Here is a 23,316-nt window from a genome sequence, read left to right as displayed (position 1 = left end):
CTTGAACGAGTACTGCGTAAGCCCTGAGCAGTCGAAACGCTTCGGCCCCACGGCGCCGTACCTGTACGGCGAGCCCTTCTTCGCCACGGCCATGGCGTTCAGGGCCCGGGGGAAGCCGCAGTAACCGGCGGACTGCAGCAACGCCTCGGCGATCTGCTCGGGACTCAGGCCCACGTTCAGCGCCGTATGGACGTGCACCTCCAGCTGGGTCTCGCAGCCGCCGAGCGCGGTGAGCATGCCCAGGGTGACCAACTGGCGGTCGCGGGGCTCGAGTTGCGGCCGGGAGTAGATCTCGCCGAAGCCCCAGGCGACGAGCTGGTGGCCCATCTCCGGGCTGATGTCGGCGAGCGCGTCCAGGACCCGCTGTCCGATCTCGGGGTTGACGCTGCCCAGCATCCGCAGGCCCCGCTCGAAACGCTCCTCGCGGGTGGTGCTCTCGGTCATGTCCGCTCCTCCGTCATCGGCCGCGCTTCCTCGGAATCACCGTCCGAAGTATTCCTGAGCGGCCCGCACCCCCTCGGCCAGCGCGTCCACTTCGGCCTCCGTGTTGTAGACGTAGAAGGTCGCCCGGGTCGTCGCCGGCAGGCCGTAGCGCCGCACGATCGGGCGGGCGCAGTGGTGGCCGACCCGGACGGCGACGCCCCGCTCGTCCAGGACCTGCCCGACGTCGTGCGGGTGGATGCCGTCGACCGTGAAGGAGACGGCCGAGCCGCGGTCGGCGAGGTCGGACGGGCCGACGATCCGCACGCCCGGGATCTCGCCGAGGGCGCGCAGGGCACGGGCCGTGAGCCGGTCCTCGTGCGCGGCCACCTCCGCCATGCCGAGCGCCTCCAGGTACGCGACGGCCGCCGCCAGCCCCACCGCCTGGGAGGTCATCGGCACGCCTGCCTCGAAGCGCTGCGGGGGCGGCAGGAAGGTCGTGCGGTCCATCTCGACGATCTCCACCATCGAGCCGCCGGTGAGGAACGGCGGGAGATCCGCGAGGAGTTCACGCCTGCCCCACAGCACGCCGATGCCGTTCGGGCCGAGCATCTTGTGCCCGGAGAAGGCGAGGAAGTCCGCGCCCAGCTCATGGACGTCGACCGGCCAGTGCGGGACCGACTGGGCGCCGTCGACTACCACGAGGGTCCCGAACTCGTGCGCCCGGTCGGCGAGTTCGCGTACGGGGTTCTGGGTCCCGAGGACATTGGACTGGTGGGTGACGGCGAGCACTTTGGTGCGCTCGTCGAGGAGTTCGTCTGTGCGAGACAGGTCGAGCCGGCCCTCGTCGGTCAGGCCGAACCAGTCCAGCGTGGCGCCCGTGCGCTCGGCGAGCTGCTGCCAGGGCACCAGGTTGGCGTGGTGCTCCATCTCCGTGACGACGATCCGGTCGCCGGGGCCGATCTTGCGGGCGTTGCCCAGCGCGTAGGCGACCAGGTTGATGCCCTCGGTGGTGTTCTTGACGAACACGATCTCGTCCTCGGCGGCCCCGACGAACCGGGCGATCGTGCGCCGCGCGTTCTCGTACGCCTCCGTCGCCTCGCCGGCGAGCTGGTGCGCGCCCCGGTGCACGGCCGCGTTGCGGGTGAGGTAGAAGTCCCGCTCGGCATCCAGGACTTGGAGCGGTTTCTGGGTGGTGGCGCCGGAGTCCAGATAGACGAGACGGGCGCCGCTGTCCATCGTCCGTCCCAGGATCGGGAAGTCCTCGCGCAGCGCGTCCACGTCGAAGCCCACGGTGCCCCACCTCTCACGTTTTGCTGGCCGTTTCTCCGTGAGGCACGCTAGGACTCCTCACGGAGAATCGCAAGCGTTAGCATGAGAGCCGTGGATCAGGAAACCCCCGTTCATCTGCGCCAGACACCGGTGCCCGGCGAGGACCAGTACGTCTCGCTGGCCCTGGTCAACACCCGCTACACGCTCAGCCACGGCGCCGTCGACCTGCTCGACGACACGGAGTCCGCGCACCTGTGGCTCGTACGGCATGAACTGCTCCCGGACCGGGTGCCGTTGAACGGCCGGCAGTTCGGCAGGCTCCTCGGGCTGCGGGAGGCGGCGCGGGCGCTCTTCACGGCGTACGACCGCGGCGGCGCGCCGTCGGCCGACGACCTCGCGATCCTCAACTCCGCGCTCGCGGCGGCCCCTTCGACCCCGCGGCTGGCCTGGACGGCGGAGGGCCCGCACCGCGCCGACGAGCCGGACGGCGCCAACCCGGCCGCCGCGGCCCTCTCCCTGCTCGCCGAGGACGCCACCGACCTGCTCACGGGTCCCGAGGCGGCACAGCTCACCGAGTGCGCGGCCCAGGGCTGCGCCCGCTGGTTCCTCCGCTCGCACGGGGCGCGCCGCTGGTGCACGACGAAGTGCGGGAACCGGGTGCGGGCTGCGCGGGCGTATGCGGCGAAGCGGGGCTCTCGGGGCTAGGCCATGTCCGCGAAGTCCCGCCTGCCCGGCGACGCCTGGCACGGCCTGGGGCCGGACGTTCGGGCTGCATCCTGCGGCGCCGGCGTGCCCCACCGGACGGGTGCTAGTGGCCGTTCCACGGTGTGAAGCGGGCGAAGTCCAGTGGGTCGGCGTCCTCGTTCATCCGGCACAGGCCGGTCGTGGTGAAGGTGCCGCGCTGCCAGGCGAGGAGGGTGTCGATCAGGCCGGTCCTCAGTGGTGGGCCCTGGTCCGCGTGGCGGGGCCAGAACAGCAGCGGCCAGGTGTCGGGGTTCTCGCCGCGGGCCAGCCAGCCCAGGTGGTCGCCGTCGATCGAGTCGGCGAAGGGGAGGAAACCGTCGGGCGCGGGCCAGGGGTCCAGCGGGTACCACTCCGGTGCGCCCTCCTTCAGCTGCTCGTACGCCTCCAGGGTCTCCTCGACGTAGGTCAGGAGCCGTGGGGCGGTCCGCCGCAGCGGTGCCGGGAAACGGAGCCAGCCGCTCCAGGTGCCGGAGCCGTACGCCGTCATGAGCCGCACATACTCCCGCGGCAGCCGTGAGCCGAGGGTGCGGAACAGGCCCTGCCAGGTGCCGTCGCCGAGATACGGCTGCTCGGGCGGCGGGGTCAGCAGACGCAGGGCGTCGAGGCCGGTGCCGGTCTCCAGGGCGATGCGGCGCTCGTCCGCGGTGAGGCGGGGCTCGACCGGGGGCGGTGGTGTCCAGGGGGTGGCCGTGGAGAGGAAGGCGGTGCGGGCGAGGGTGCCGGGCAGGTGCAGCAACTGGCCGGGCGGGTCCGGGAGTTGCCAGCTGTCGCGGACCGCGTGGCGCAGGTATCCGGTGAGCGTGAGGTCGTAGTGCTGCCACGGGCGCAGGCCGCTGCCGGGCAGCGAGTCGGCGTGGTGGACGACGACCGTCCATGCGTCGGGGTCGGGCGAGACCGAGGTGTCCCAGAAGAGCGTGTCGCCGCCGCGGGTCGCGCCCCAGGCCAGCAGGCCGCCGGGCTCGGGATGCACGGCCGGTCGTTCCTCGTCCGGCAGCGCTTCGAGATGCCGGCGCGCTTGGCGGTGGACCCCGCGCAGCCACTCGCCGTAGTCGAACTCCGCGTCCGCGCACGGGACATGGACCCAGAGGAACTCCCCGACGTCCACCGGCCCGTGCGCGTCGGCCAACCGCCGGTAATCACCGGGGAGTCGGAGCCCGAGCCACTGCTCGACGGCCTCCCAGTCCACGGCGACCGGGGTCGGCGGGCGTTCCGCGGAAGGGGTGGTGAAGGCCTGGACACCGGGGTCCACGGCGTCCCGGACCGGAAGGGGGCCCGCTTCGGTGAGCGAGTCGGCCGCGTCGGCGAGCAGGGCCGTCACCGACCCCCACAGGGGCGCGCTGTCCGGGCTCCCCGCGACGACGGCGCCATGCGCCGGGCCCGGCCGCAGATCCACGAGGAGCAGGTCGCCGTCCGCGCTGCGGGCGACCGGCAGGAATCCCGGCAGATGCTCCATCATCGCGGCGCCCAGACCGACCGGAACGAAGCCCCACGGGATCCACGGGGTGCGAAGCATGTCGTCGAGCAGCCACCACACCCGCAGATCCGCGGGCAGGGCCACCCCCAACTCGGCCTCCAGTGCGACGAGTTGCTCCTCGCGCGCCGCCGTGCGGACCGGTCCCGTCTGTCCGTGTTCCCGCAGCCATGCCGCGATACGGCCCCAGGAGTCCCGGACGGTCCCTTCCGTGTCGTTCATGACGGACAGTGTGCCCCGCGGATGATCACCGGAGACCTCGGGGCGATCATCCGGTGTGGGCGAGCAGTTGGGCGATCGCGGCGCGGATCCTCTCGTCCGCCTCGAAACCGCGCCAGCCGCCGCCGCGGGACAGCCGCGCGTCCCGGTCCGGGACACGGCGCAGCAGGTCGGCGGCCGGACGGGCGGCGGGCGGCCCGATCCGGGTGAGGTGCCGGACCGCGCGGTGTGCGACGGGCAGGAATTGGCCCTCGGCCAGGCCCCGCACCTCGGCGAGCAGAACGGGCACGGCGACCTCGGTCTCCCCGGTTGCCGACCACAGGGCGTACGCCGCCTCGACCCGCGTCCAGTCGTACTCGGCCCCGGTCAGCGCGCGCAGCCGGTCCGCGAGCGGGGCGGCGAGGGAACCGAGGTCGGCCAGCCGGGCCAGCTGGGGATGCGGAAAGTCCCCCTCGACGGCCCGGGCGAGCGCCGTAAGGGCGGGCTCCGGCGCCCCTCCGGTCCGCCACTGGGCCCAGGCGGCGAGGGCGGAGTCTGCGGTGCGCGTGTCGGGACGGCGTCGAGGGGGCGCGGCCGTTGTTTCGACGGAACCGACGCTTTGAGTCTCGGCCGCGCTCGGTGAACCGGCACTCTGAGTCTCGGCCGCACCGAGTGGATCGACACTCCGAGGCCCGGCCGCGCCGAGCGAACCTGCACTTTGGGACTCGGCCGCGTTGCGTGAACCGCCACTCCGGGATCCGGCCGATCCCGCCCCCGCCCCGCTCCCCTCCGCCCGCTCCAGCAACCGCTCCCGCCCCCGACCGTCCGCGCCCCCGATCGCCCCCAGTGCCGTCGCCGCCCCCGTCCAGCACTCCTCGTCCGTCAGCAGTTCCACCAGCTGCGGTACGGCCGTCCGTGCGCCGTCACCCCACGCGGCGAGCACCTCGCACCACCGGGCACGCTCCCGTGCGTCCCCGGTGGCGGCGAGCCGCGCGAGGACTGCCGGGAGCAGGCGGTCGGCGTGGTCCGGGAGGAGGACGAGCACCTCGTACAAGGCGGGCAGGGTGGCGAAGTGGTGCTGCCCGGAGGTGTGCACGCCGTACGGCGGGAAGGTCGACGGCACGGCCCCGGCCAGCCGCTCGGCCAGTCCCGGCACGCATCGCGGGTCGTTCATGCGGGCCAGTGCCCACAGCGCCACGTCACCGACGCTCCGGCCGGAGCTGACGCCCGTGTCGTCGACCAGCGGGACGATCCTGTCGGCGTGCGCGGTGGCCGCCGGACCGAGACAGGCGAGCAGTTCCACGGCCTGGAAGCGAACCGTGGGACTCGGGTCGTCCAGGCGCGCCACGAGGGCCGGCAGCAGGGCGGGGACCGGCGAGTGCCATCCGCTCAGCACCCGGGCGGCCTGCGCCAGGGCGCCGATCCGCTGCACCTCGTCGGGGTGGTCGGCCAACAGCCCCCGGACGTACGACGTGTACGCGGCGGGGGAGTCGGCGAACAGCTCGCCGGTGAAGTACTGGACCGCCTGCGCCCCGCCCTCCACCGCGGCGGTGTCCTGCCAGAGCTCGACACCGGGCGCGCGGACGGCGTCCAGCACGAGGTCGAGGCGGCGCTCCGGGAGTCCGGGGTCGCGGGGCGCGAGGGCGTGCACCGCGGCGAGGCGCAGTTGCGGGTCCGGGGCATCGAGCAGCGAGCGGGGGAGGGGCTCGGGGTCGCGCGGGCCGACCGGCGCCCGCGTCGCCGCCGCGCCGAGCGCGAGGACCAGGTCGAGGCGTGCAGCCGGGTCCGTCTCCGTGTGCCAGGCGTCCAGGAGCGCGGGCAGGAGGTCCGCCCCGGGGCTCGTGCAGTCGCTGACGATGTTCGCCGCCGCCCGTCGGACCTCCGCCGCCGGGTCGCCCAGCAGCGTGAGCACCTCGGGCAGCGCGTGTTCCCAGGCCGCCGCCCAGCCCGGTGCCACGTGCCGCTTCCGTACCCGCCCGGCCTCCGCCGCCAGCATCGCCACGAGGTCCAACACCGGGCGCCGGCAGGGTACTTCCGGGCGCGCTGCCAGCCGTAGCAGAAAGGGCAGTGCGGCCACGGCGGCCGGGCAGATCCAACCGCCCTGGTGGAAGAGGAGGTTGAGTAGATCGTCCGCGGCCTCCTCCGCGTCCCCCGGATCAGGCCCGGCGCACCGGCGCAACAGCCCGGGTACGTCCTCCCCCGCGCCGTAGTTGTGCTCCAGCCCCGCCCACTCGACCGCGTCCAGTCCCTCCCACATGCCGGGGACCCTACTGCGTCACGGCCGCCCCGGAGCAGGGAAACTGCACGCGGAGCACGGTCGTGGCGAGTCCGGCGCGCGCGTCTCGCATCAGGGGGACCAGAAAGGCAGGGAGAACCGGCTTACGGCACAGTCCTGTTGACGCGGATCAGGGTCTGCTGCCCGTTCCGCGACCAGTTTCCGGCCGCCGTCGCCCTGGACGCCGTACACCTCCAACTGGGCAGACGGTCAGGGTGCGTCCGGATCTGAGGACGGTTCCGATCGCCTCCAGTTGGTCGCCGACGGCGGGGGAGAGGAGGTTGATCTTGTACTCGACGGTGAGGACCTCGGCGTCGTCCGGGAAGAGCGTGTAGCCCGCGTAGCCGCCGGCGCTGTCGGCGATCGCGCTGGTGGCCCCGGCGTGGAAGTAGCCGTGCTGCTGGGTGGCTTCGGGGCGGGCGGGAAGCTCGATGTGCACCCGGCCCGGGCCGATGTGGGTGAGCCGTGCGCCGAGGTGGCCCATCAGGCCCTGCCGGTCGAAGCTGTCCCGGACCCGTTTCCGTACCTCGGGGCTCGCCTGCTCGTCCCGCACGTCCGCTCCTCTCGACGGTCGACCGGTCAGCCGGCCAGACGTTCCGCCAGCAGGACCGCTCCGATGCCGATCATCATGGCACCGGAGACCCGGGTGACCGCCCGGGCCGCCGACGGCCGCGTCCGCAGCACGGTCCGGGCGAGCACGCCGACGGTGAGGTAGACGGCGGCGCACGCGGTCATGTGGAGGACGCCCAGCAGGCCTGTCTGCGCGGCGACGGGCCAGCCCCGCGCGGGGTCGATGAACTGCGGGAACAGGGAGAAGTACAGGAGCAGCGCCTTGGGGTTCAGACCGCTGATCCCGGCGCCCTTGAGCATCACCCGCGCCCGGGACGAGGCCATGGTCTCCATGGACGCGCCCAGCTCCGCCGGCCTGCGCAGGACGCCCCAGCCGAGCCACATCAGATACGCGGCCCCGGCGACGGTGAGCGCGGTGAGGACGGTCCCCGAACTCGCCACCAGCACCACCAGACCGGCGACGGCGAGCAGGGTGTATCCCGCGTACCCGGCTATCAGCCCCGCGACCGCCGGCACCACCGACCGCTCCCGCAGCCCCGCCGAGATCGCGAAGGCCCAGTCCGCGCCGGGCGTGAACACCAGCAGCAGATCCACCGCGAGGAAGGCCGCCAGCGTCGTCGTATCCATGGTCGATCCCTCTTCTTTGTGCACTCCGAGCCCGGAAAGGGCCCCGTGAGGGAAGATTAGGGATGATTCGCCGGAAGGTGTTCCTCTTCTTTCTCCACTGACAGCCTCTATGGGGGAGAATCTTCTCCATGGATGCCCTCGACCGGAAGATTCTGACCGAGCTCCAGCTGGACGGCCGTCTGACCGTCACCGAGCTGGCCGCGCGCGTGCAGCTGAGTGTCTCGCCCTGTCATCGCCGACTGCGCGATCTGGAGCGTGAGGGGGCGATCCGCCGCTACCGGGCCGTCGTCGACCCGGTCGCCGTGGGGCTGGCCTTCGAGGCGCTCGTCTTCGTCACCATGCGCTGGGAGGACCGCGACACCGTCGCCGCCTTCGAGGAGGCCGTGACCGGTATCCCGCACGTCATCCAGGCCCAGCGCCTCTTCGGCGACCCCGACTACCTGCTGCGCGTCGCGACCACCGACCTCGCCGCGTACCAGCGGCTCTACGACGAGCGGTTGGCGCGGCTGCCGGGCATCCAGCGGCTGACCTCCACCCTGGTCATGAAGAACATCATCGACGACCGCCCGCTGCCCGAGGTTACGTAGGATCATAAGATCGTCGGTATGGCGCTGCGACCTGTCATGGTGAACATCAAGGCCGTCGATGCCGCGGGGGTGGGCCGGTTCTGGGCGGAGGCGCTCGGGTGGAGTGCGTACAGCGGTGGGGTGACCACCTACGTCGGGCCCGGCGGCGGCCTCGTGTGGCCGGACCCCGTGGTCCTCGGCGTGGACGTCGTTCCCGTCCCGGAAGCCAAGACGGCGACGAAGAATCGTCTGCACCTCGACCTCGCCACGACCTCCGCGGCCCACCAGGCGGAGCTGGTCGCGCGGTTGAAGGACCTCGGCGCGACCCCCGTCGACGTGGGGCAGGGCGAGGTGCCGTGGGTGGTCCTCGCCGACATTGAAGGCAACGAGTTCTGCGTGCTGGAACCCCGGGAGATCTACCGAGACACCGGGCCGATCGCCGCGGTGGTGGTCGACTGCGCGGATCCGCGGGCCATGGCCCGGTTCTGGGGCGAGGCGACGGACTGGACCGTCCGCGAGGTGGCCGACGACCACGCGTCGCTGCGCTCCTCGAAAGGCCCGTATCTCGAATTCCTCCGCACGCCCGACACGAAGACCGTTCCGGACCGCCTCCACCTCGACCTGCTGCCGTATCCGGGCGACGACAAGGCGGCAGAGGTGGCCCGCCTGCACGCCCTCGGCGCCACCGACCTCGACATCGGCCAGGGCGAGGTTCCGTGGATGTGCCTGGTCGACCCGGAGGACCACGAGTTCTGCGTCCTCGCGCCGGTGGACGACGCGGGCGCGGAGTGACGGCCGGGGCGGAACCGAGCAGCCGATCCGGGCTCGCGCACGTCCGTTCGGGCCGGGACGTTAGCCTCGCCGGATGACTCCAGACACCTCGCCGAAGGTCGTCACGCGCCACCGTGACGGGCGGATCCATGCCTACCTGACGGGCCCGGGTGCGCTCGGAACGCTGGCACCCGCCGCGGTGTTCCGGCCGCGCGACGGCGACGGGGTCGTGGAGTCGGTGGTCCGGCCCGATCTGGAGCGGGTCGTGTACACGACCCTGAACGGGGTCGTCTGCCTCACGCGCGGCGGCGACCTGGTCTGGGCCTCGGACTTCGAGCCGCACTCCGACGTGCTCCACGGCCATCGGCCCGGCTGTGCGCTGTCTCCGGACGGCCGGACCGTGTGGGTCTACCGGCCGGACGGGATGGCGCGGCGAGGCGGCACGGACCAGTGGGTCGTGCACGACGCCGACAGCGGGGCGGTGCTGGCCCGCCGACAGCTGGACACGGTCGGGCACGCCGCCTGCCACCACGTGCACCCCACGGACGGCAGCGTCTATCTCGACGTGGGCGAGGGCCAGGACGGCGCTGTCGTTCTCCGGGGTACGGCCGGGGCCGACGGCGAGGTGGAGTTCGTGACGTACCCCTGGTCGGACCGCTGCCTGATCGACCTGGCGCCCGGCGGGCATCAGTTCATGACCGTCGACCACGGGCAGGCGGACGTCGCTTTCCACCGTCACCCCAGCGGCGACGTGCTCTTCGCCCTCTCCGTCGAGGCATTCGGCTACGACGGGGAGGAGACCTTCGTGGAATGGAGCGGCGGCTATCTGACCCCCGACACGGCGGTGGTCGTCCTCGGCGGGGAGACCGAGGACGAGGAGGAGTGGTTCCGCTTCCATCTGGTCGACGTGCGCACGGGCACGATCAGCGGCGACCTGGCCGTCGAGGCGGCCCACCCCTACGACATGGTGCCCCTGGGCGACGGTTCCTGGCTCACCGACGGTCCCGACGGCCACCCCTTCCGCCGGGCCGTGTGGAGTGATCAGCTCGACACGTATGTGATTGCATAAAAGTGCAGCGAAACGTATAGTCATGCCATCCAGGAGGAGGATGACATGGCGGTACGTGCGGCGGTGGCCGGAGCGAGTGGGTATGCGGGGGGTGAGGCCCTGCGGCTGCTGCTCGCGCACCCCGAGATCGAGATCGGCGCCCTGACCGGCAACTCCAACGCCGGACAGAAGCTCGGCGCGCTCCAGCCGCACCTGCTGCCGCTGGCCGACCGCGTCCTCCAGGAGACCACCCCCGAGGTGCTCGCCGGACACGACGTCGTCTTCCTCGCGCTGCCCCACGGACAGTCCGCCGCCGTCGCCGAGCAGCTCGGCCCGGACACCCTCGTCGTCGACATGGGCGCCGACTTCCGGCTGAAGGACGCGGCCGACTGGGAGAAGTTCTACGGCTCCCCGCACGCCGGCACCTGGCCCTACGGCCTCCCCGAGCTGCCCGGCACCCGCGCCGCGCTCGCCGGTACCCAGCGCATCGCGGTGCCCGGCTGCTACCCGACGTCCGTCACGCTCGCCCTCTTCCCGGCCTACGCCGCGGGGATCGCCGAGCCCGAGGCCGTGATCGTCGCCGCCTCCGGCACCTCCGGCGCGGGCAAGGCGCCCAAGCCGAACCTGCTGGGCAGCGAGGTCATGGGCTCCATGTCGCCGTACGGCGTCGGCGGCGGCCACCGGCACACGCCCGAGATCACCCAGAACCTCAGCGGGGTGGCGGGGGAGCGCGTCTCCGTCTCCTTCACGCCCACCCTCGCGCCGATGCCCCGCGGCATCCTCGCCACGTGCAGCGCCAAGGCGAAGCCCGGTGTCACTGCGGAATCCGTCCGCGCCGCCTACGAGAAGGCCTTCGCCGACGAGCCCTTCGTGCACCTGCTCCCCGAGGGCCAGTGGCCGGCCACCGCGTCCGTCTACGGTTCCAACGCCGTTCAGGTGCAGGTCGCCCTCGACGAGTCGGTGGGCCGCATCATCGCGATCAGCGCCATCGACAACCTGGCCAAGGGCACCGCGGGCGGTGCCGTCCAGAGCATGAACATCGCCCTCGGGCTCGACGAGTCCACCGGGCTTTCCACGATCGGAGTCGCACCGTGAGCGTCACGGCAGCAAAGGGATTCCAGGCGGCGGGCATCGCCGCCGGAATCAAGGAGAACGGCAACCCGGACCTGGCCCTCGTGGTCAACACCGGGCCCCGCCGCGCCGCCGCCGGCGTCTTCACCTCCAACCGCGTCAAGGCCGCCCCGGTCCTGTGGTCCGAACAGGTCCTCAAGTCCGGTCAGTTGTCCGCGGTGATCCTCAACTCCGGTGGCGCCAACGCCTGTACGGGTCCCAAGGGCTTCCAGGACGCGCACGCCACCGCCGAGAAGGTCGCCGAGGTGCTGGAGATCGGCGCGGGCGAGGTCGCCGTCGCCTCCACCGGCCTCATCGGTCTCCTGCTCCCGATGGACAAGCTGCTGGCGGGGGTTGAAGCAGCGGCCGCGTCCTTGAACGAGCACGGCGGCGAGAAGGCCGCCATCGCCATCAAGACCACCGACACCGTCCACAAGACGTCGGTCGTCACCCAGGACGGCTGGACGGTCGGCGGCATGGCCAAGGGCGCGGGCATGCTCGCCCCCGGACTCGCCACCATGCTGGTCGTTCTCACCACCGACGCGGATCTCCCGAGTGACCTGCTGGACAAGGCACTTCGCGACGCGACCCGCACCACCTTCGACCGGGTCGACTCCGACGGCTGCATGTCCACCAACGACACGGTCCTGCTGCTCGCCTCCGGAGCCTCCGAAGTCACCCCGGCCTACGAGGAGTTCGCCGAAGCCGTACGGACGGTCTGCGACGACCTCGGCCAGCAGCTCATCCGGGACGCCGAGGGCGCCAGCAAGGACATCAAGGTCGAGGTGGTCAACGCCGCCTCCGAGGACGACGCCGTCGAGGTGGGCCGCTCCATCGCCCGCAACAACCTCCTCAAGTGCGCGATCCACGGTGAAGACCCCAACTGGGGGCGGGTGTTGTCCGCGATCGGCACGACCAAGGCCGCCTTCGAGCCCGACCGGTTGAACGTCGCCATCAACGGCGTCTGGGTCTGCAAGAACGGCGGAGTCGGCGAGGACCGCGACAAGGTCGACATGCGCTACCGCGAGGTGCACATCGTCGCCGACCTCGCGGCCGGTTCCGAGACCGCCACGATCTGGACCAACGACCTCACCGCCGACTACGTCCACGAGAACAGCGCGTACTCCTCATGAGCAACACGACGCGGAAGCACACCGCCCTCCCCAAGGCCCAGATCCTCATCGAAGCGCTGCCCTGGCTGGTCAAGCACAACGGCAAGACGGTCGTCATCAAGTTCGGCGGCAACGCCATGATCGACGAGGACCTCAAGGCCGCGTTCGCCCAGGACGTCGTCTTCCTGCACCACGCCGGGCTCAAGCCGGTCGTCGTGCACGGCGGCGGTCCGCAGATCAGCGCCGCCCTCGACAAGCACGGCATCGTCAGCGAGTTCAAGGCCGGCCTGCGCGTCACCACCGAGGACGCGATGGACGTCGTACGGATGGTGCTGGCCGGGCAGGTGCAGCGCGAGCTGGTCAACCTGCTCAACCAGCACGGGCCGTTGGCCGTCGGTCTGACCGGCGAGGACGCGCACACCATCACCGCCACCAAGCACCAGCCCGAGATCGACGGCGAGTTGGTCGACATCGGGCGGGTGGGCGAGATCACCGCGATCGACACGGGAGCGATCGAGGCACTGCTCGCCGACGGCCGGATCCCGGTCGTCTCGTCGATCGCCCGTTCCCAGGATGACGGACATGTCTACAACGTCAATGCTGATACGGCGGCTGCGGCACTCGCTGCTGCTCTGGGCGCCGAAACTCTCATGGTCCTCACGGACGTCGAGGGTCTCTACGAGGACTGGCCGCACAGCGACGAGGTGATCAGCCGCCTCACCGCCTCCCAACTGGAGAAGCTGCTGCCGGAGTTGAGCTCCGGCATGGTTCCGAAGATGGAGGGCTGCCTGCACGCGGTGCGCGGCGGCGTGACCACCGCCCGGGTCATCGACGGGCGGGTCCCGCACTCGATCCTGCTGGAGATCTTCACCGACGAGGGCATCGGCACGATGGTCGTGCCGGACGCCGACAAGGGGGATGCCGAATGACCGCCAACGAAGAGCTCACCCAGCGGTGGCAGGGCTCGCTCATGAACAACTACGGCACCCCCAGGCTGCCGTTGGTCCGTGGTGAGGGCCTCAAGGTCTGGGACTCCGAGGGCAAGCAGTACTACGACTTCGTCGGCGGCATCGCCACCAACGCGCTCGGCCACGCCCACCCGGCGATCGTCGAGGCCGTGAGCCGGCAGATCGCGTCCCTCGGCCACATCTCCAACTTCTTCATGGCCGAGCCGACCGTCACCCTCGCCGAACGGCTGCTCCAGCTCTTCGGCCGGGACGGCAGGGTCTTCTTCTGCAACTCCGGTGCCGAGGCCGTCGAGGGCGCCTTCAAGATCGGCCGGCTGACCGGGCGCACCCACATGGTCGCGACCCAGGGCGGCTTCCACGGCCGGACCATGGGCGCCCTCGCGCTCACCGGTCAGCCCGCCAAGCAGACCCCCTTCCTGCCGCTGCCCGCCGACGTCACGCATGTGCCGTACGGCGACGCGCAGGCGCTGGACGCGGCGGTCACCGAGGAGACCGCGCTCGTCCTCATCGAGCCGATCCAGGGCGAGAACGGCGTCGTCGTGCCGCCCGCCGGCTATCTCAAGGCGGCCCGGGCGATCACCGCCGCCAAGGGCGCGCTGCTGGTCCTCGACGAGGTGCAGACCGGCATCGGCCGGACCGGGCACTGGTTCGAGTACCAGGCCCACGAGGGCGTCCTGCCGGACGTCGTCACCCTCGCCAAGCAGCTCGGCGGCGGGCTGCCACTCGGTGCGACCGTCGCCTTCGGGCGGGCCGCGGAGCTGTTCCAGCCCGGCCACCACGGCACGACCTTCGGCGGCAACCCGGTCGCGTGCGCCGCGGGGCTCGCCGTGCTCGACACGATCGCGAACGACGGGTTGCTGGAGAACGTCAAGCGGCAGAGCGAGAAGCTGCGGGACGGTGTCGAGGCGCTCGGGCACCCGTTGGTCGGCCATGTCCGGGGCGCGGGCCTGCTCCTGGGTATCGTGCTCACCGAGCCGCTCGCGCCCCAGGTGCAGCAGGCGGCTCAGGACGCCGGGTTCCTGGTGAACGCGCCCGCCCCTGATGTCGTACGGCTGATGCCGCCGCTGAACCTCGGCGACGACGAGGTGGACGCACTCCTCCAGGCGCTGCCCGGCATCCTCGACAGGGCCCAGGCTGACGGATGACCCGGAGAATGAGACGACGATGAGCCATGCGCAGGATCACGAGCACAACGGGGTCGCCGGACCTGCCGTGCCGCAGACGCGCACCGCGCGGCACCGCCGGATCGTGGACATCCTCAACCGGCAACCGGTGCGGTCGCAGAGCCAGTTGGCGAAGCTGCTCGCGGACGACGGGCTGAGTGTCACGCAGGCGACGCTCTCCCGGGACCTCGACGAGCTGAACGCGGTGAAGATCCGCAACACCGACGGCGACCTGATCTACGCGGTGCCGAGTGAGGGGGGTTTCCGGACCCCTCGGGCGCCGTTGGGGGAGTCGGCGAAGGAGGAGCGGATGCGGCGGCTCTCCCAGGAGCTGCTGATCTCCGCGGAGGCTTCGGCGAATCTGGTGGTTCTGCGCACGCCTCCGGGGGCCGCGCAGTTCTTGGCGTCGGCGATTGATCAGGCTGAGCTGCATGATATCTTGGGGACGATCGCCGGTGACGACACGTTGTTGTTGATCAGCCGGAACCCTACGGGGGGTCAGGCGCTGGCCGAGCATTTGTTGCGGTTGGCTCAGAACGGGCATTGAGTTTCGGGTGCGGGTGCGTGGGGGCTGGTCGCGCAGTTCCCCGCGCCCCTAAAGACAAAAGACTCAGCCGAGCCTGGCTGCCAAGCCACCGGTACAACGCACCTCGTCGCCCGCCGTGATCAGCAGCGCCTCCACGTCCGGCAACGACTCCAGCCAGGCCAAGCCCTCCCGCGAACCCATCGCGAACGCCGCCGTCGCCCAGCAGTCCGCCCAGGTCAACGAAGGGGCGACCACCGTCACCGCCAAGAGGTCCGTGACCGCTGAGCGGCCCGTGCGGGGGTCGACGATGTGGGCGCCGCGTTCCACCGTGCCCGACGTCGCCACCGCCAGTTCCGCCGCGCCCGCCGCCGAGACCACCGCCGCCAGGCCGCCCGGCCTCAACGGGTCCGACACCCCTACCCGCCAAGGGCGTTCGGGGCCCGGTACGCCCAACAGCTGTACGTCTCCGCCGCCGTTGACGCTGACTCCCGTCACGCCCGCGCGAGCGACCCGGCGGGCCGCGCGTTCCGCCGCCCAGCCCTTGACGATGCCCGTGGGGTCCAGGCGGCCCTCGTAGCGCATGCTGAACCAGCCGTCGCTCAACCGCTCGGCCTCGGCGCCGAGTTCGAGGATCTCGGCGACCTCCGGGTCGCACTCGGCGACCGTCAGCTCACCGCGTGCCAGGCGGGAGACCTGGCTGTCCTCGCGGTAGGTGCTGAACACCTCGTTGACGCGGTGGAGTTCGGCCACCGCCTCCCGCAATGCCGTCTGAACGGCAATGAGTTCCCCGCCGCGGACGTCGAAGGAGAAGACCGTCCCCATGACCTCCTCCGCGTGACGTACCGCGGCGGGAGCTTGTGCCGGCTCGGCCACCGTGTCAGCCACCGGCCTGGTCCAGCGCCGACTGGAGCGACTTCTTGTAGCCCTCGCTGGTGTAGGTGGCCCCCGAGACCGAGTCGATGTCCGCGCTGCCGGCCGCCACGGCCTCCTGGTTGAGCTTCGGGATCGACAGCGCCGTCTTCTGGTCGCTCGTCCCGCCCTTCGGCGCCTGCACCGCCTCGGCCTTGGTGACCTTGCCGCCGCTGACGGTGATCCGGACCTGGACGGGGCCGTACTGCGTCTGCGCGACCGCACCGGTGACCGTCTTGGCGGCCGCCTCCGCGCTGCCAGAACCAGAACCGGAGCCCGATCCCGAGCCCGCCGTCTGCGAAGGCGCCGGCTGCGCGGCCGCCGCGTTCGCCTTGTCGATCGCCGACTGGAGCGACTTCTTGTAGCCCTCGCTCGTGTACGTCGCCCCGGAGACCGTGTCGACGTCCGGACTCTGCTTGGCGACCGTGTCCTGCGTGAGCTTCGGGATCGACAGCGCGGTCTTCGCGTCGCTCTCGCCGCCCTTGGGCGCCTGGACCGCCTCGGCCTTGGTGATCTGGTTGCCGCTGACGGTGATCCGGACCTGGACCGGCCCGTACTGCGTCTGGACCACGTCCCCGGTGACCTGGCCGCCGGCGGTGGCCCCCGCACCGCCCTGCGCCGCCTCCTGGCCCGCCGCCGTCTGCTGCGGGATCGTACCGCCCGCCTGGGCGGACGCCGGGTCCGTGGACGGCTTCAGCGACAGCATCAGCACGACACCGGAGACGGTGGCGGCGGTCGCGAGCACGACGCGTCGGACGGGGTGAGACTTCCTCATCGCTTCAACAGCTCCTGATTCCCGTCGCTCACATCTCGAACGACTCGTGATGGATACGGCGGGCGGGAACCCCCGCGCCGCGCAGTGCCTCGTACACGGACTGCGCGAAACCGGCGGGTCCGCACATGAACACGTCGTGCTTGTCGATGTCGGGGAGCTTGCGCTGCAGACTCTCCGCGGAGATGTCCGGGCGCTCCCCGTCCGGGCTGTTCACGGCGTACATCAGCCGCGCGCCCCGGTCGTCCGCGATGGCGGCCAGCTCGTCCCAGAGAGCCAGGTCCTGGGTGGTGTTGGCCCGGTAGAGCAGCGTGATGTCACCGGCCGCGCCGGGCAGCGTCTCGAACAGCGCCCGCATCGGCGTGATGCCGACACCGCCGGCCACCAGCAGCACCTTGCCCCGGCTGCGGCGCTGCGCGGTCATCGCGCCGTACGGCCCCTCGGCCCACACCTTCGTGCCGGGCTCCAGTTCGCGCAGCCGCTCGCTGTGGTCGCCGATCGCCTTCACCGTGATCCGCAGCATGCCGGGGCGGGGCGCCGCCGACAGCGAGTACGGGTGGGAGGAGAACCGCATGCCGGGCGCCAGGAACCGCCAGCGGAAGAACTGGCCCGCCTCCGCGCCCATCCGGTGCAGCTTCCGGCCCCCGATCAGCACCGACACCACACCGGGCGTCTCCTCGATCACGGCCTCGACGTACATCCGGTGCCGCAGGTTGAGCCGGATCGGGGTGAGGATCCGGTACCAGACCACCAGTCCGGTGACCGTGCCGTACAGCGCGTACCAGACGGTCTTGGCGATCGGCTCGACGGCGAAGTCGTTGCCGGTGGTCAGCTGGTGCCAGAACGTCAGGAAGACCGCCGCGTACGTCATCAGGTGCACGTGGTACCAGGTGTCGTACGGGATCCTCTTGCGCACGCCGCCGATGGAGATCAGCCCGATGAGGAACAGCAGGCCGGTGCCGATGGCCGCCTTGCCCATGTCCGGCAGCTGGTTGATGGAGTCGATGGTCTGCTGGACGATGTCGCCGAGCCCCTTGCCCGCCTGGAGCGCGTACCCCCACATGATCAGGAAGACGTGGGCGAGCACCAGGCAGAGGGTGTAGCGGCCGGTCATCGCGTGCCAGCGGGCGACCCGGTCGGAGCCCACCCGGCGTTCCAGGGCGGGCACCCGGGCCATCTGGAGCACCACGAGCGCCATCAGGTAGCCGGCCAACAGGCCGGTGATCCGGCCCGCGTTGAGGATCCTGCTGTTGTTGTCCGCGACCGACGGCGTGTTCATCCACCACAGCCACAGCACACCGACCGCACCGGCCCAGACGGCGATCAGCAGGACGGTCGCCGGGGAACGGCGCGGGCGGATGCGGCGCATCGTCTGGCGGCGGGCGGCACGGCCGCCTGCGAGCGTGGTGGTCACGATTCCTCCGGGGACGGGGGCAAGGGGAGTGGCGTGGGGTCCCTTGGTCCTCAGATACGTGCCGTGCCGCCCGTGTGTTCAGCCCGCTGCCGAGTCCAGTGCGGACTGGAGTGACTGGCGGTAACCGTCACTCGTGTACGTGGCACCCGAGACGGTGTCGATGTCGGCGCTCTGCGCGGTGAGCGCCTCGCTGCGCAGCCGGGGGATGGCGTAGCTGTTGATCTCCTGGTCGCGCGGGTTCTCCGTCGGGTAGGTGACCGCCTCCACCTCGGTGAGCTTGCCGTCCTTGAGCGTGATCCTCACTTGGACGGGACCCCAGCGGGTCTGGACGGTGTCCCCGGTGACGGTCTTGGTACCGGTCGCGGCGGGCGCGGTGGTCGAGGACGAAGGGGCGGACACCGCCACGGCCGCGGTGCTGTGCGGCTTCAGCGACAGCAGCAGCACCACCCCGGAGACCGTGGCAGCACTCGCCAGCACGATCCGGCGCAACGGGTGGTTCTTCTTCAACGCGTGCACTTCTAGGGCCTCACAACTCGAACGACTCGTGGTGGATACGGCGGTCCGGCACCCCTGCGGCCCGCAGCGCCTCGTACGCCTCCCGCGCGAAGCCGTGCGGTCCGCACAGGTAGACGTCGTGCCCGGCGAGATCCGCTTCTACGGCGGCCCGCAGCAACTCCGGTGTCAGCCGCGGGCGTTGCCCGTCCGGCCCGTTGAGCAGGTAGCGCACCCGCGCCCCGCGCCAGCGGGCGAGGGCCTCCAACTCTCCGCCCAGGGCGAGGTCTTCGGCGGTCCGCGCCCGGTACAGCAGGGTCACCCGACCCGGCAGCGTCTCGAACAGGGCCCGCAGCGGGGTGACTCCGACACCGCCCGCGATCAGCAGGGCCCGCGGGGCGGTCCGCCGGTCCGCGGTCAGTGCGCCGTACGGCCCCTCCGCCCACACCCGGGTCCCGGGCCGCAGCAGGGACACGGCCGTGCTGTGGTCGCCCAGCGCCTTGACGGTGATCCGCATCCGGTCGGGGCGCGGCGGCGCAGACAGGGAGTACGGCGTCGACGTCCACCGCATGCCCTCGGCGAGGAACCGCCAGCGGAAGAACTGCCCCGCCCGGGCGCCGAGTTGATCCAGCCGCCGCCCCCGGACCACCACCGACCACACCCCCGGCGCCTCCTGGTGCACCGACTCCACCCGCAGCCGGTGCCGCAGGTTCAGCCGCACCGGCGCGAGGATCCGGAACCACAACACCAGGGCCGCCACGCCCAGATACAGCGCGTACCAGGCGGCGGTGGCCACCGGATGCCCGTTGAAGTCGTCGCCGAGCGCCAGTTGGTGCCCGAAGGCGAGGAACACGGCGGCGTACGTGAGCAGATGGACGTAGTACCAGAACTCGTGGCCGGTCCGGCGGCGCACGGCGCGCGCCGAGGTGACGCCGACCGCGAGGAGGATCACCGCGCCCGCGGTCCCTTTCAGCATCTCCGGGTAGTCGAGGACCACGGTGACCGTCTCGTGCCAGAGCGAGGCACGGTCCTGGGCGGCGTACCCGAGAAGGATCAGCGAGATGTGCCCGAGCAGCAGACAGACCGTGTAGCGGCCGGCCATCGCGTGCCAGCGCGCCACCCGGTCGGAGCCGATCCGCCGCTCCAGCAGCGGTACCCGGGCCATCAGCCCGACCAGCACCGCGCAGGCGTAACCGCACAGCAGCCCGGCGATCCGCCCGGCCCCGGTCAGCACGCCCGCCGTGCCCACGACGGAGCCGGTGTCGGCCCACCACAGGGCGATCACGCCCGCCGCGCCCGCCCACAGCAGGGCCAGCAGCGGACCCGCGGGGGAGCGCCGGGCGGGCAGGGACACCGGCGGTGCCGCCTGCCGCTCGTACACGGTGGTCATGGGTACGTCCTTTCGCCTCTCCTGGGCGCAACTGTGCGCGGCGAACTTCTCAGGACGCTCTCAACCGGAACCCTCGGAGCACACTCAGAGGGAACTCAGAGCATGCGGCGGCCCCCGTCGGCCGCCGCCAGGGGTGATCCTGGAAGGGCCATGAACACCACCCGCTCCGGCCGCCCCGCCCTCACCCGCCCCGACGGCACCCCGCTGCGCGTCCTCGTCGTCGACGACGACCCGGACCTCGCCGAGGTCCTCTCCGGGGCCCTGCGCTACGAGGGCTGGCAGGTGCGCACCGCCGGTGACGGGGCGGCCGCGGTGACGGCGGCCCGCGAGCTGCTGCCGGACGCGGTCGTGCTGGACGTGATGCTCCCCGACACCGACGGCTTCGCGGTCCTGCGCTCCCTGCACGCCGTGAAGGCGGACGTCTGCGTCCTCTTCCTCACCGCCCGGGACGCCGTCGAGGACCGGATCGCCGGCATCACGGCCGGCGGCGACGACTACGTCACCAAGCCGTTCAGCCTGGAGGAGGTCGTCGCCCGGGTCCGCGGACTGCTGCGCCGCGCGGGCATGGCCCGCCAGCAGGAGGACGGCCCGCACCTGACCGTCGGCGACCTGGTCATCGACGAGGAGGCCCACGAGGTCACCCGGGCGGGCGAACTGATCGAGCTCTCCCCGACCGAGTTCGAACTCCTGCGCTTCCTCATGCGTAACCCCCGGCGCGTGCTCAGCAAGGCGCAGATCCTCGACCGGGTCTGGTCCTACGACTTCGGCGGCCGCGCCCATGTCGTCGAGCTGTACATCTCCTACCTGCGCAAGAAGGTCGACGCGGGCCGCGAGCCGATGATCCACACGGTGCGCGGGGCCGGGTACGTGCTCAAGCCGGTGACGGGATGAGACCCCCGCTGCCCAGGAGTCTTCGGGCCCGCCTCACGCTCGGCCTCGTGGTGCTGCTGGCGGTGAGCTGTGCAGCGGTCGGCGTGGCCGCGGTCCTCGGCCTGCGCGGCTTCCTCACCGGCCGCCTCGACGAACAGCTGACGGAGGCGGGAAACCGCTTCGCCGTCAGCCTGGAGCACAAGGGCGAGACCGAGAAGAACGATCACGACGGCGACGAACACGGCGACACCCGCCGCCAGGCCACCGGCACCTTCGGCGCCCGCCTGCTCGACGGCACCGTCACCAACGCGGCCGTGGTCCGCTCCGACGGCACCCTGAACGTCGCCCTGACCACCGGCGACAAGAAGAGGCTCGCCGCCGTCCCCACCGATGGCAAGGGCCACACCGTCGGCCTCTCCGCCCTGCACGACTACCGGGTCGTGGCGGCCCGGGGCCTCGACGGCGACGTCCTGGTCACCGGCCTGCCCCTGGAACCCGTCGAGGCCACCGTCCACCGCCTCGAACTGCTCGCCGAGATCGTCTTCGGCGCCGCCCTCGCCGTCACCGGCGTCGCGGGCGCCTTGTGGGTGCGCTGGTCGCTGCGCCCGCTCAGCCGGGTCGCCGCGACCGCCACCCGGGTCAGCGAACTCCCGCTCGCCAGCGGCGAGGTGACCCTCCCGCCCCGCGCCCCCGAGTCCGACCCGCGCAGCGAGGTGGGCCGCGTCGCCACCGCCTTCAACCGCATGCTCGGCCATGTCGAGGACGCCCTCACCAAGCGCCACGCCAGTGAGGAACGCCTGCGCAGCTTCGCCGCCGACGCCAGCCACGAACTGCGCACCCCGGTCGCCACCGTCCGCGGCCACGCCGAACTCGCCCTGCTGCACCCCGGCCCGCTGCCCCCCGAGATCACCCGGGCCCTGGAACGCATCACAGCGGAATCGGCCCGCATGGGAGCGATGGTCGACGACCTCCTGCTGCTGGCCCGCCTGGACGCGGGCCGCCCCCTGGAGAACCGCCCGGTCGACCTCACCCGCCTGGTCCTCGACGCGGTGACCGACGCCCGCGCCGCAGGACCCGGTCACCGCTGGTCCCTGGACCTCCCCGAGGCCCCCGTGACGGTGACCGGCGACGAGCACCGCCTCCACCAGGTCCTGGCGAACCTGCTGACCAACGCCCGTCTGCACACCCCGGCCGGCACGAAGGTCACGGTGACCCTGGAGACCGACGGCACGGCGGCGACCCTGCTGATCCACGACGACGGCCCCGGCCTCCCGCCCGACCTCCGGTCGACCGTCTTCGAACGCTTCACCAGGGCCGACCGCAGCAAGAAGGCGGAGACCGGCGGCGCGGGCCTGGGCCTCGCGATCGTGGCCGCGGTGGTCGAGGCACACGGCGGAAGCGTGACGGTGGACAGCGCGCCGGGATCGACGACGTTCACGGTCCGGCTCAGCGACCGTCCGGCTCAGTAGCGGATGATCGTCGTACGTCCGCGCGTGGTCCCGATCGCGATGTGCGGATTCCTCTCCGGATCCGCCCACTTCAGGATCCGCCGCATCGCGTCCGACGGCACCGACACACAACCCGCCGTCGCCGCCCGTCCGTTGACGTGCAGGAAGATCCCGGCACCCCGTTTGCGCACCGGCCGGTCGTAGTTGAAGCCGATCACCATCGCGTAGGCGTACTGCGTCGGGTAGGAGACCAGGTGCTCCGACTCCGAGGCCCGGCAGTCGGCGGGGAGCGGATCGACCCAACGGTTGTACGACCGCGAGTCGTTGTCCTCGCACCACCACGAACTCTGCTTCACCGCGCGGTACTTGTAGGCCGTCCCGGTCGGCGCCGCCTTGATCCCGAAGGCGTACGGCAATTCATACAGCCCCGTGGGCGTCGTGTTCGTCCCCTGCTTCCGCGCGGTTCCCTCGACGAGCCCCTTCGCCCCGAACCGGGCCGCGGCCGACCCGGTCTCCACCCAGCGTCCGTCCTTGAGGTCCCACCAGGTCAGCGTCCCCGTGGTGGAGTCGGTCCGCGCGGCCACGGCGGTGATGAGCTGGGTCCCGCCCCCGGTGTCCGCCATCCGCACCGGCAGCGGATCCCAGGGCGCGGGCACGGCACCGATCAGAAGGGGCGCGGAGACGAGAACGGCGATGACGGTGGCAGCAGCGGGGCGCATGGTCAGACCGTAGAGGTCGCAAGCGCCGACGGCAGCCCGGTTAACCCGTCCGGACCCTGTCGTAGGCAATGACCCCGTCGTAGGTCATGTCCCCGTCGTGGATCGTGAGAACGCATGCCCGTGGCCGCCCCGGCCGGCGCACACTCGGGGCGGCCACAGCGCCTGTCACGTCACTGGGTGAGCGTGCAGGCGGCCAGGGAGTCGAGGCCCTGCGGCTTCTCGGCGGTGCGGCCGATCGAGATCGCGATGCGGTCGATGGTCGACTTCCGCTTGTCGGCCAGCGGGCCGAGGATGGCGTTCTGGACGAAGTTGGGTCCGCCCTGGCCGACGGTGTCGACGAGCCGCTTGTTGGCCTCGTTGATCTGCGTCTGGAGCAGGGTCAGGTTGCGGTCGACCTCGGCCTGGGCGGTGGCCGGGATGGCGGGCAGCTGCGAGGCCACGTCCGGGCACGTGATGGTGCC

The 23,316-nt window shown here is 71.8% G+C and carries 22 protein-coding genes and 2 pseudogenes; 11 read left to right on the top strand and 13 right to left on the bottom strand.

What is annotated here, in order from left to right; all coding sequences use genetic code 11:
- Together ABZ896_RS42130 and ABZ896_RS42125 are read right to left on the bottom strand one after the other, a co-directional pair.
- Positions 1-444: carboxymuconolactone decarboxylase family protein (locus tag ABZ896_RS42130; RefSeq protein WP_360940950.1), on the bottom strand; the 444-nt coding region annotated here is incomplete at its 3' end.
- 36 nt (positions 445-480) lie between these two features.
- On the bottom strand, positions 481-1,713 hold the full coding sequence (locus ABZ896_RS42125) for a cysteine desulfurase (protein ID WP_360940948.1): 1,233 nt from the start codon (positions 1,711-1,713) through the stop codon (positions 481-483).
- 81 nt (positions 1,714-1,794) lie between these two features.
- On the opposite strand from ABZ896_RS42125, the gene ABZ896_RS42120 reads away from it, so the two are divergent.
- Positions 1,795-2,397 (top strand): ABATE domain-containing protein, encoded by a 603-nt coding sequence (locus ABZ896_RS42120; RefSeq protein WP_360940946.1) that lies wholly within the window; start codon positions 1,795-1,797, stop codon positions 2,395-2,397.
- 103 nt (positions 2,398-2,500) lie between these two features.
- Here the strand turns inward: ABZ896_RS42120 and ABZ896_RS42115 are convergent, their stop codons facing one another.
- From ABZ896_RS42115 to ABZ896_RS42100, 4 genes and pseudogenes are all read right to left on the bottom strand, one after another.
- Positions 2,501-4,129 (bottom strand): SMI1/KNR4 family protein, encoded by a 1,629-nt coding sequence (locus ABZ896_RS42115; protein ID WP_360940944.1) that lies wholly within the window; start codon positions 4,127-4,129, stop codon positions 2,501-2,503.
- A gap of 46 nt (positions 4,130-4,175) precedes the next feature.
- Entirely contained in the window at positions 4,176-6,362 is a 2,187-nt protein-coding gene (locus ABZ896_RS42110) for a hypothetical protein (RefSeq protein WP_360940942.1), read from the bottom strand.
- 122 nt (positions 6,363-6,484) lie between these two features.
- A pseudogene (locus tag ABZ896_RS42105) lies at positions 6,485-6,864 on the bottom strand (PaaI family thioesterase).
- 95 nt (positions 6,865-6,959) lie between these two features.
- Complete coding sequence (locus ABZ896_RS42100; RefSeq protein ID WP_360940940.1) at positions 6,960-7,577, bottom strand: LysE family translocator; 618 nt, start codon at positions 7,575-7,577, stop codon at positions 6,960-6,962.
- 128 nt (positions 7,578-7,705) lie between these two features.
- Between ABZ896_RS42100 and ABZ896_RS42095 the strand changes: the two genes are divergently transcribed.
- The 8 genes from ABZ896_RS42095 to ABZ896_RS42060 all read left to right on the top strand — a co-directional run bounded on the left by ABZ896_RS42095 (position 7,706) and on the right by ABZ896_RS42060 (position 14,862).
- The gene (locus ABZ896_RS42095) at positions 7,706-8,164 is read left to right on the top strand and encodes an Lrp/AsnC family transcriptional regulator (RefSeq protein ID WP_360940938.1); all 459 of its coding nucleotides are present in this window, start codon (positions 7,706-7,708) and stop codon (positions 8,162-8,164) included.
- Positions 8,165-8,182: 18 nt separating this feature from the next.
- A complete protein-coding gene (locus ABZ896_RS42090; RefSeq protein WP_360940936.1) occupies positions 8,183-8,935 on the top strand; it encodes a VOC family protein in 753 nt (250 codons plus the stop codon).
- Between the two features lie 73 nt (positions 8,936-9,008).
- Positions 9,009-9,983 carry a hypothetical protein gene (locus ABZ896_RS42085; protein WP_360940934.1) on the top strand — a complete coding sequence of 325 codons (975 nt, stop codon included), beginning with the start codon at positions 9,009-9,011 and terminating at the stop codon, positions 9,981-9,983.
- Positions 9,984-10,028: 45 nt separating this feature from the next.
- Entirely contained in the window at positions 10,029-11,057 is a 1,029-nt protein-coding gene (gene argC / locus ABZ896_RS42080; protein WP_360940932.1) for an N-acetyl-gamma-glutamyl-phosphate reductase, read from the top strand.
- Positions 11,054-12,205 (top strand): bifunctional glutamate N-acetyltransferase/amino-acid acetyltransferase ArgJ, encoded by a 1,152-nt coding sequence (gene argJ / locus ABZ896_RS42075; RefSeq protein WP_360940930.1) that lies wholly within the window; start codon positions 11,054-11,056, stop codon positions 12,203-12,205. The genes argC and argJ overlap by 4 nt, the downstream gene beginning before the upstream one ends.
- Positions 12,202-13,113: an acetylglutamate kinase gene (gene argB / locus ABZ896_RS42070; RefSeq protein ID WP_360940928.1), complete on the top strand. Its 912-nt coding sequence runs from the start codon at positions 12,202-12,204 to the stop codon at positions 13,111-13,113. The genes argJ and argB overlap by 4 nt, the downstream gene beginning before the upstream one ends.
- On the top strand, positions 13,110-14,297 hold the full coding sequence (locus ABZ896_RS42065) for an acetylornithine transaminase (RefSeq protein ID WP_360940926.1): 1,188 nt from the start codon (positions 13,110-13,112) through the stop codon (positions 14,295-14,297). The genes argB and ABZ896_RS42065 overlap by 4 nt, the downstream gene beginning before the upstream one ends.
- A gap of 19 nt (positions 14,298-14,316) precedes the next feature.
- Positions 14,317-14,862 (top strand): arginine repressor, encoded by a 546-nt coding sequence (locus tag ABZ896_RS42060; protein ID WP_360940924.1) that lies wholly within the window; start codon positions 14,317-14,319, stop codon positions 14,860-14,862.
- Between the two features lie 63 nt (positions 14,863-14,925).
- Here the strand turns inward: ABZ896_RS42060 and ABZ896_RS42055 are convergent, their stop codons facing one another.
- The 5 genes from ABZ896_RS42055 to ABZ896_RS42035 form a co-directional block, all read right to left on the bottom strand.
- Positions 14,926-15,726, bottom strand: a complete 801-nt coding sequence (locus tag ABZ896_RS42055; RefSeq protein WP_360940922.1) for an FAD:protein FMN transferase — start codon at positions 15,724-15,726, stop codon at positions 14,926-14,928.
- Positions 15,719-16,525 (bottom strand): FMN-binding protein, encoded by an 807-nt coding sequence (locus tag ABZ896_RS42050; RefSeq protein ID WP_360940920.1) that lies wholly within the window; start codon positions 16,523-16,525, stop codon positions 15,719-15,721. Before ABZ896_RS42050 ends, ABZ896_RS42055 begins: the two co-directional genes overlap by 8 nt.
- 28 nt (positions 16,526-16,553) lie before the next feature.
- Positions 16,554-17,936: a ferredoxin reductase family protein gene (locus ABZ896_RS42045; RefSeq protein WP_360940918.1), complete on the bottom strand. Its 1,383-nt coding sequence runs from the start codon at positions 17,934-17,936 to the stop codon at positions 16,554-16,556.
- A gap of 78 nt (positions 17,937-18,014) precedes the next feature.
- A complete protein-coding gene (locus ABZ896_RS42040; protein ID WP_360940916.1) occupies positions 18,015-18,452 on the bottom strand; it encodes an FMN-binding protein in 438 nt (145 codons plus the stop codon).
- A 10-nt stretch (positions 18,453-18,462) separates the two neighbouring features.
- A complete protein-coding gene (locus ABZ896_RS42035; RefSeq protein ID WP_360940914.1) occupies positions 18,463-19,818 on the bottom strand; it encodes a ferredoxin reductase family protein in 1,356 nt (451 codons plus the stop codon).
- A 150-nt stretch (positions 19,819-19,968) separates the two neighbouring features.
- Between ABZ896_RS42035 and ABZ896_RS42030 the strand changes: the two genes are divergently transcribed.
- The gene (locus ABZ896_RS42030; protein WP_360940912.1) at positions 19,969-20,709 is read left to right on the top strand and encodes a response regulator transcription factor; all 741 of its coding nucleotides are present in this window, start codon (positions 19,969-19,971) and stop codon (positions 20,707-20,709) included.
- Entirely contained in the window at positions 20,706-22,157 is a 1,452-nt protein-coding gene (locus tag ABZ896_RS42025) for a HAMP domain-containing sensor histidine kinase (protein ID WP_360940910.1), read from the top strand. Before ABZ896_RS42030 ends, ABZ896_RS42025 begins: the two co-directional genes overlap by 4 nt.
- On the opposite strand, the gene ABZ896_RS42020 is transcribed toward ABZ896_RS42025, so the two are convergent.
- A complete protein-coding gene (locus tag ABZ896_RS42020) occupies positions 22,151-22,855 on the bottom strand; it encodes a L,D-transpeptidase family protein (protein ID WP_360940908.1) in 705 nt (234 codons plus the stop codon). The genes ABZ896_RS42025 and ABZ896_RS42020 overlap by 7 nt on opposite strands.
- A 170-nt stretch (positions 22,856-23,025) precedes the next feature.
- A pseudogene (locus ABZ896_RS42015) lies at positions 23,026-23,316 on the bottom strand (hypothetical protein); the annotation flags it as partial.

The organism is Streptomyces sp. NPDC047072, from assembly GCF_040643855.1.
Taxonomy (GTDB): domain Bacteria; phylum Actinomycetota; class Actinomycetes; order Streptomycetales; family Streptomycetaceae; genus Streptomyces.
The sequence above is the reverse complement of the archived record's forward strand: the minus strand, read 5'-3'. Positions and strand labels throughout refer to the sequence as shown.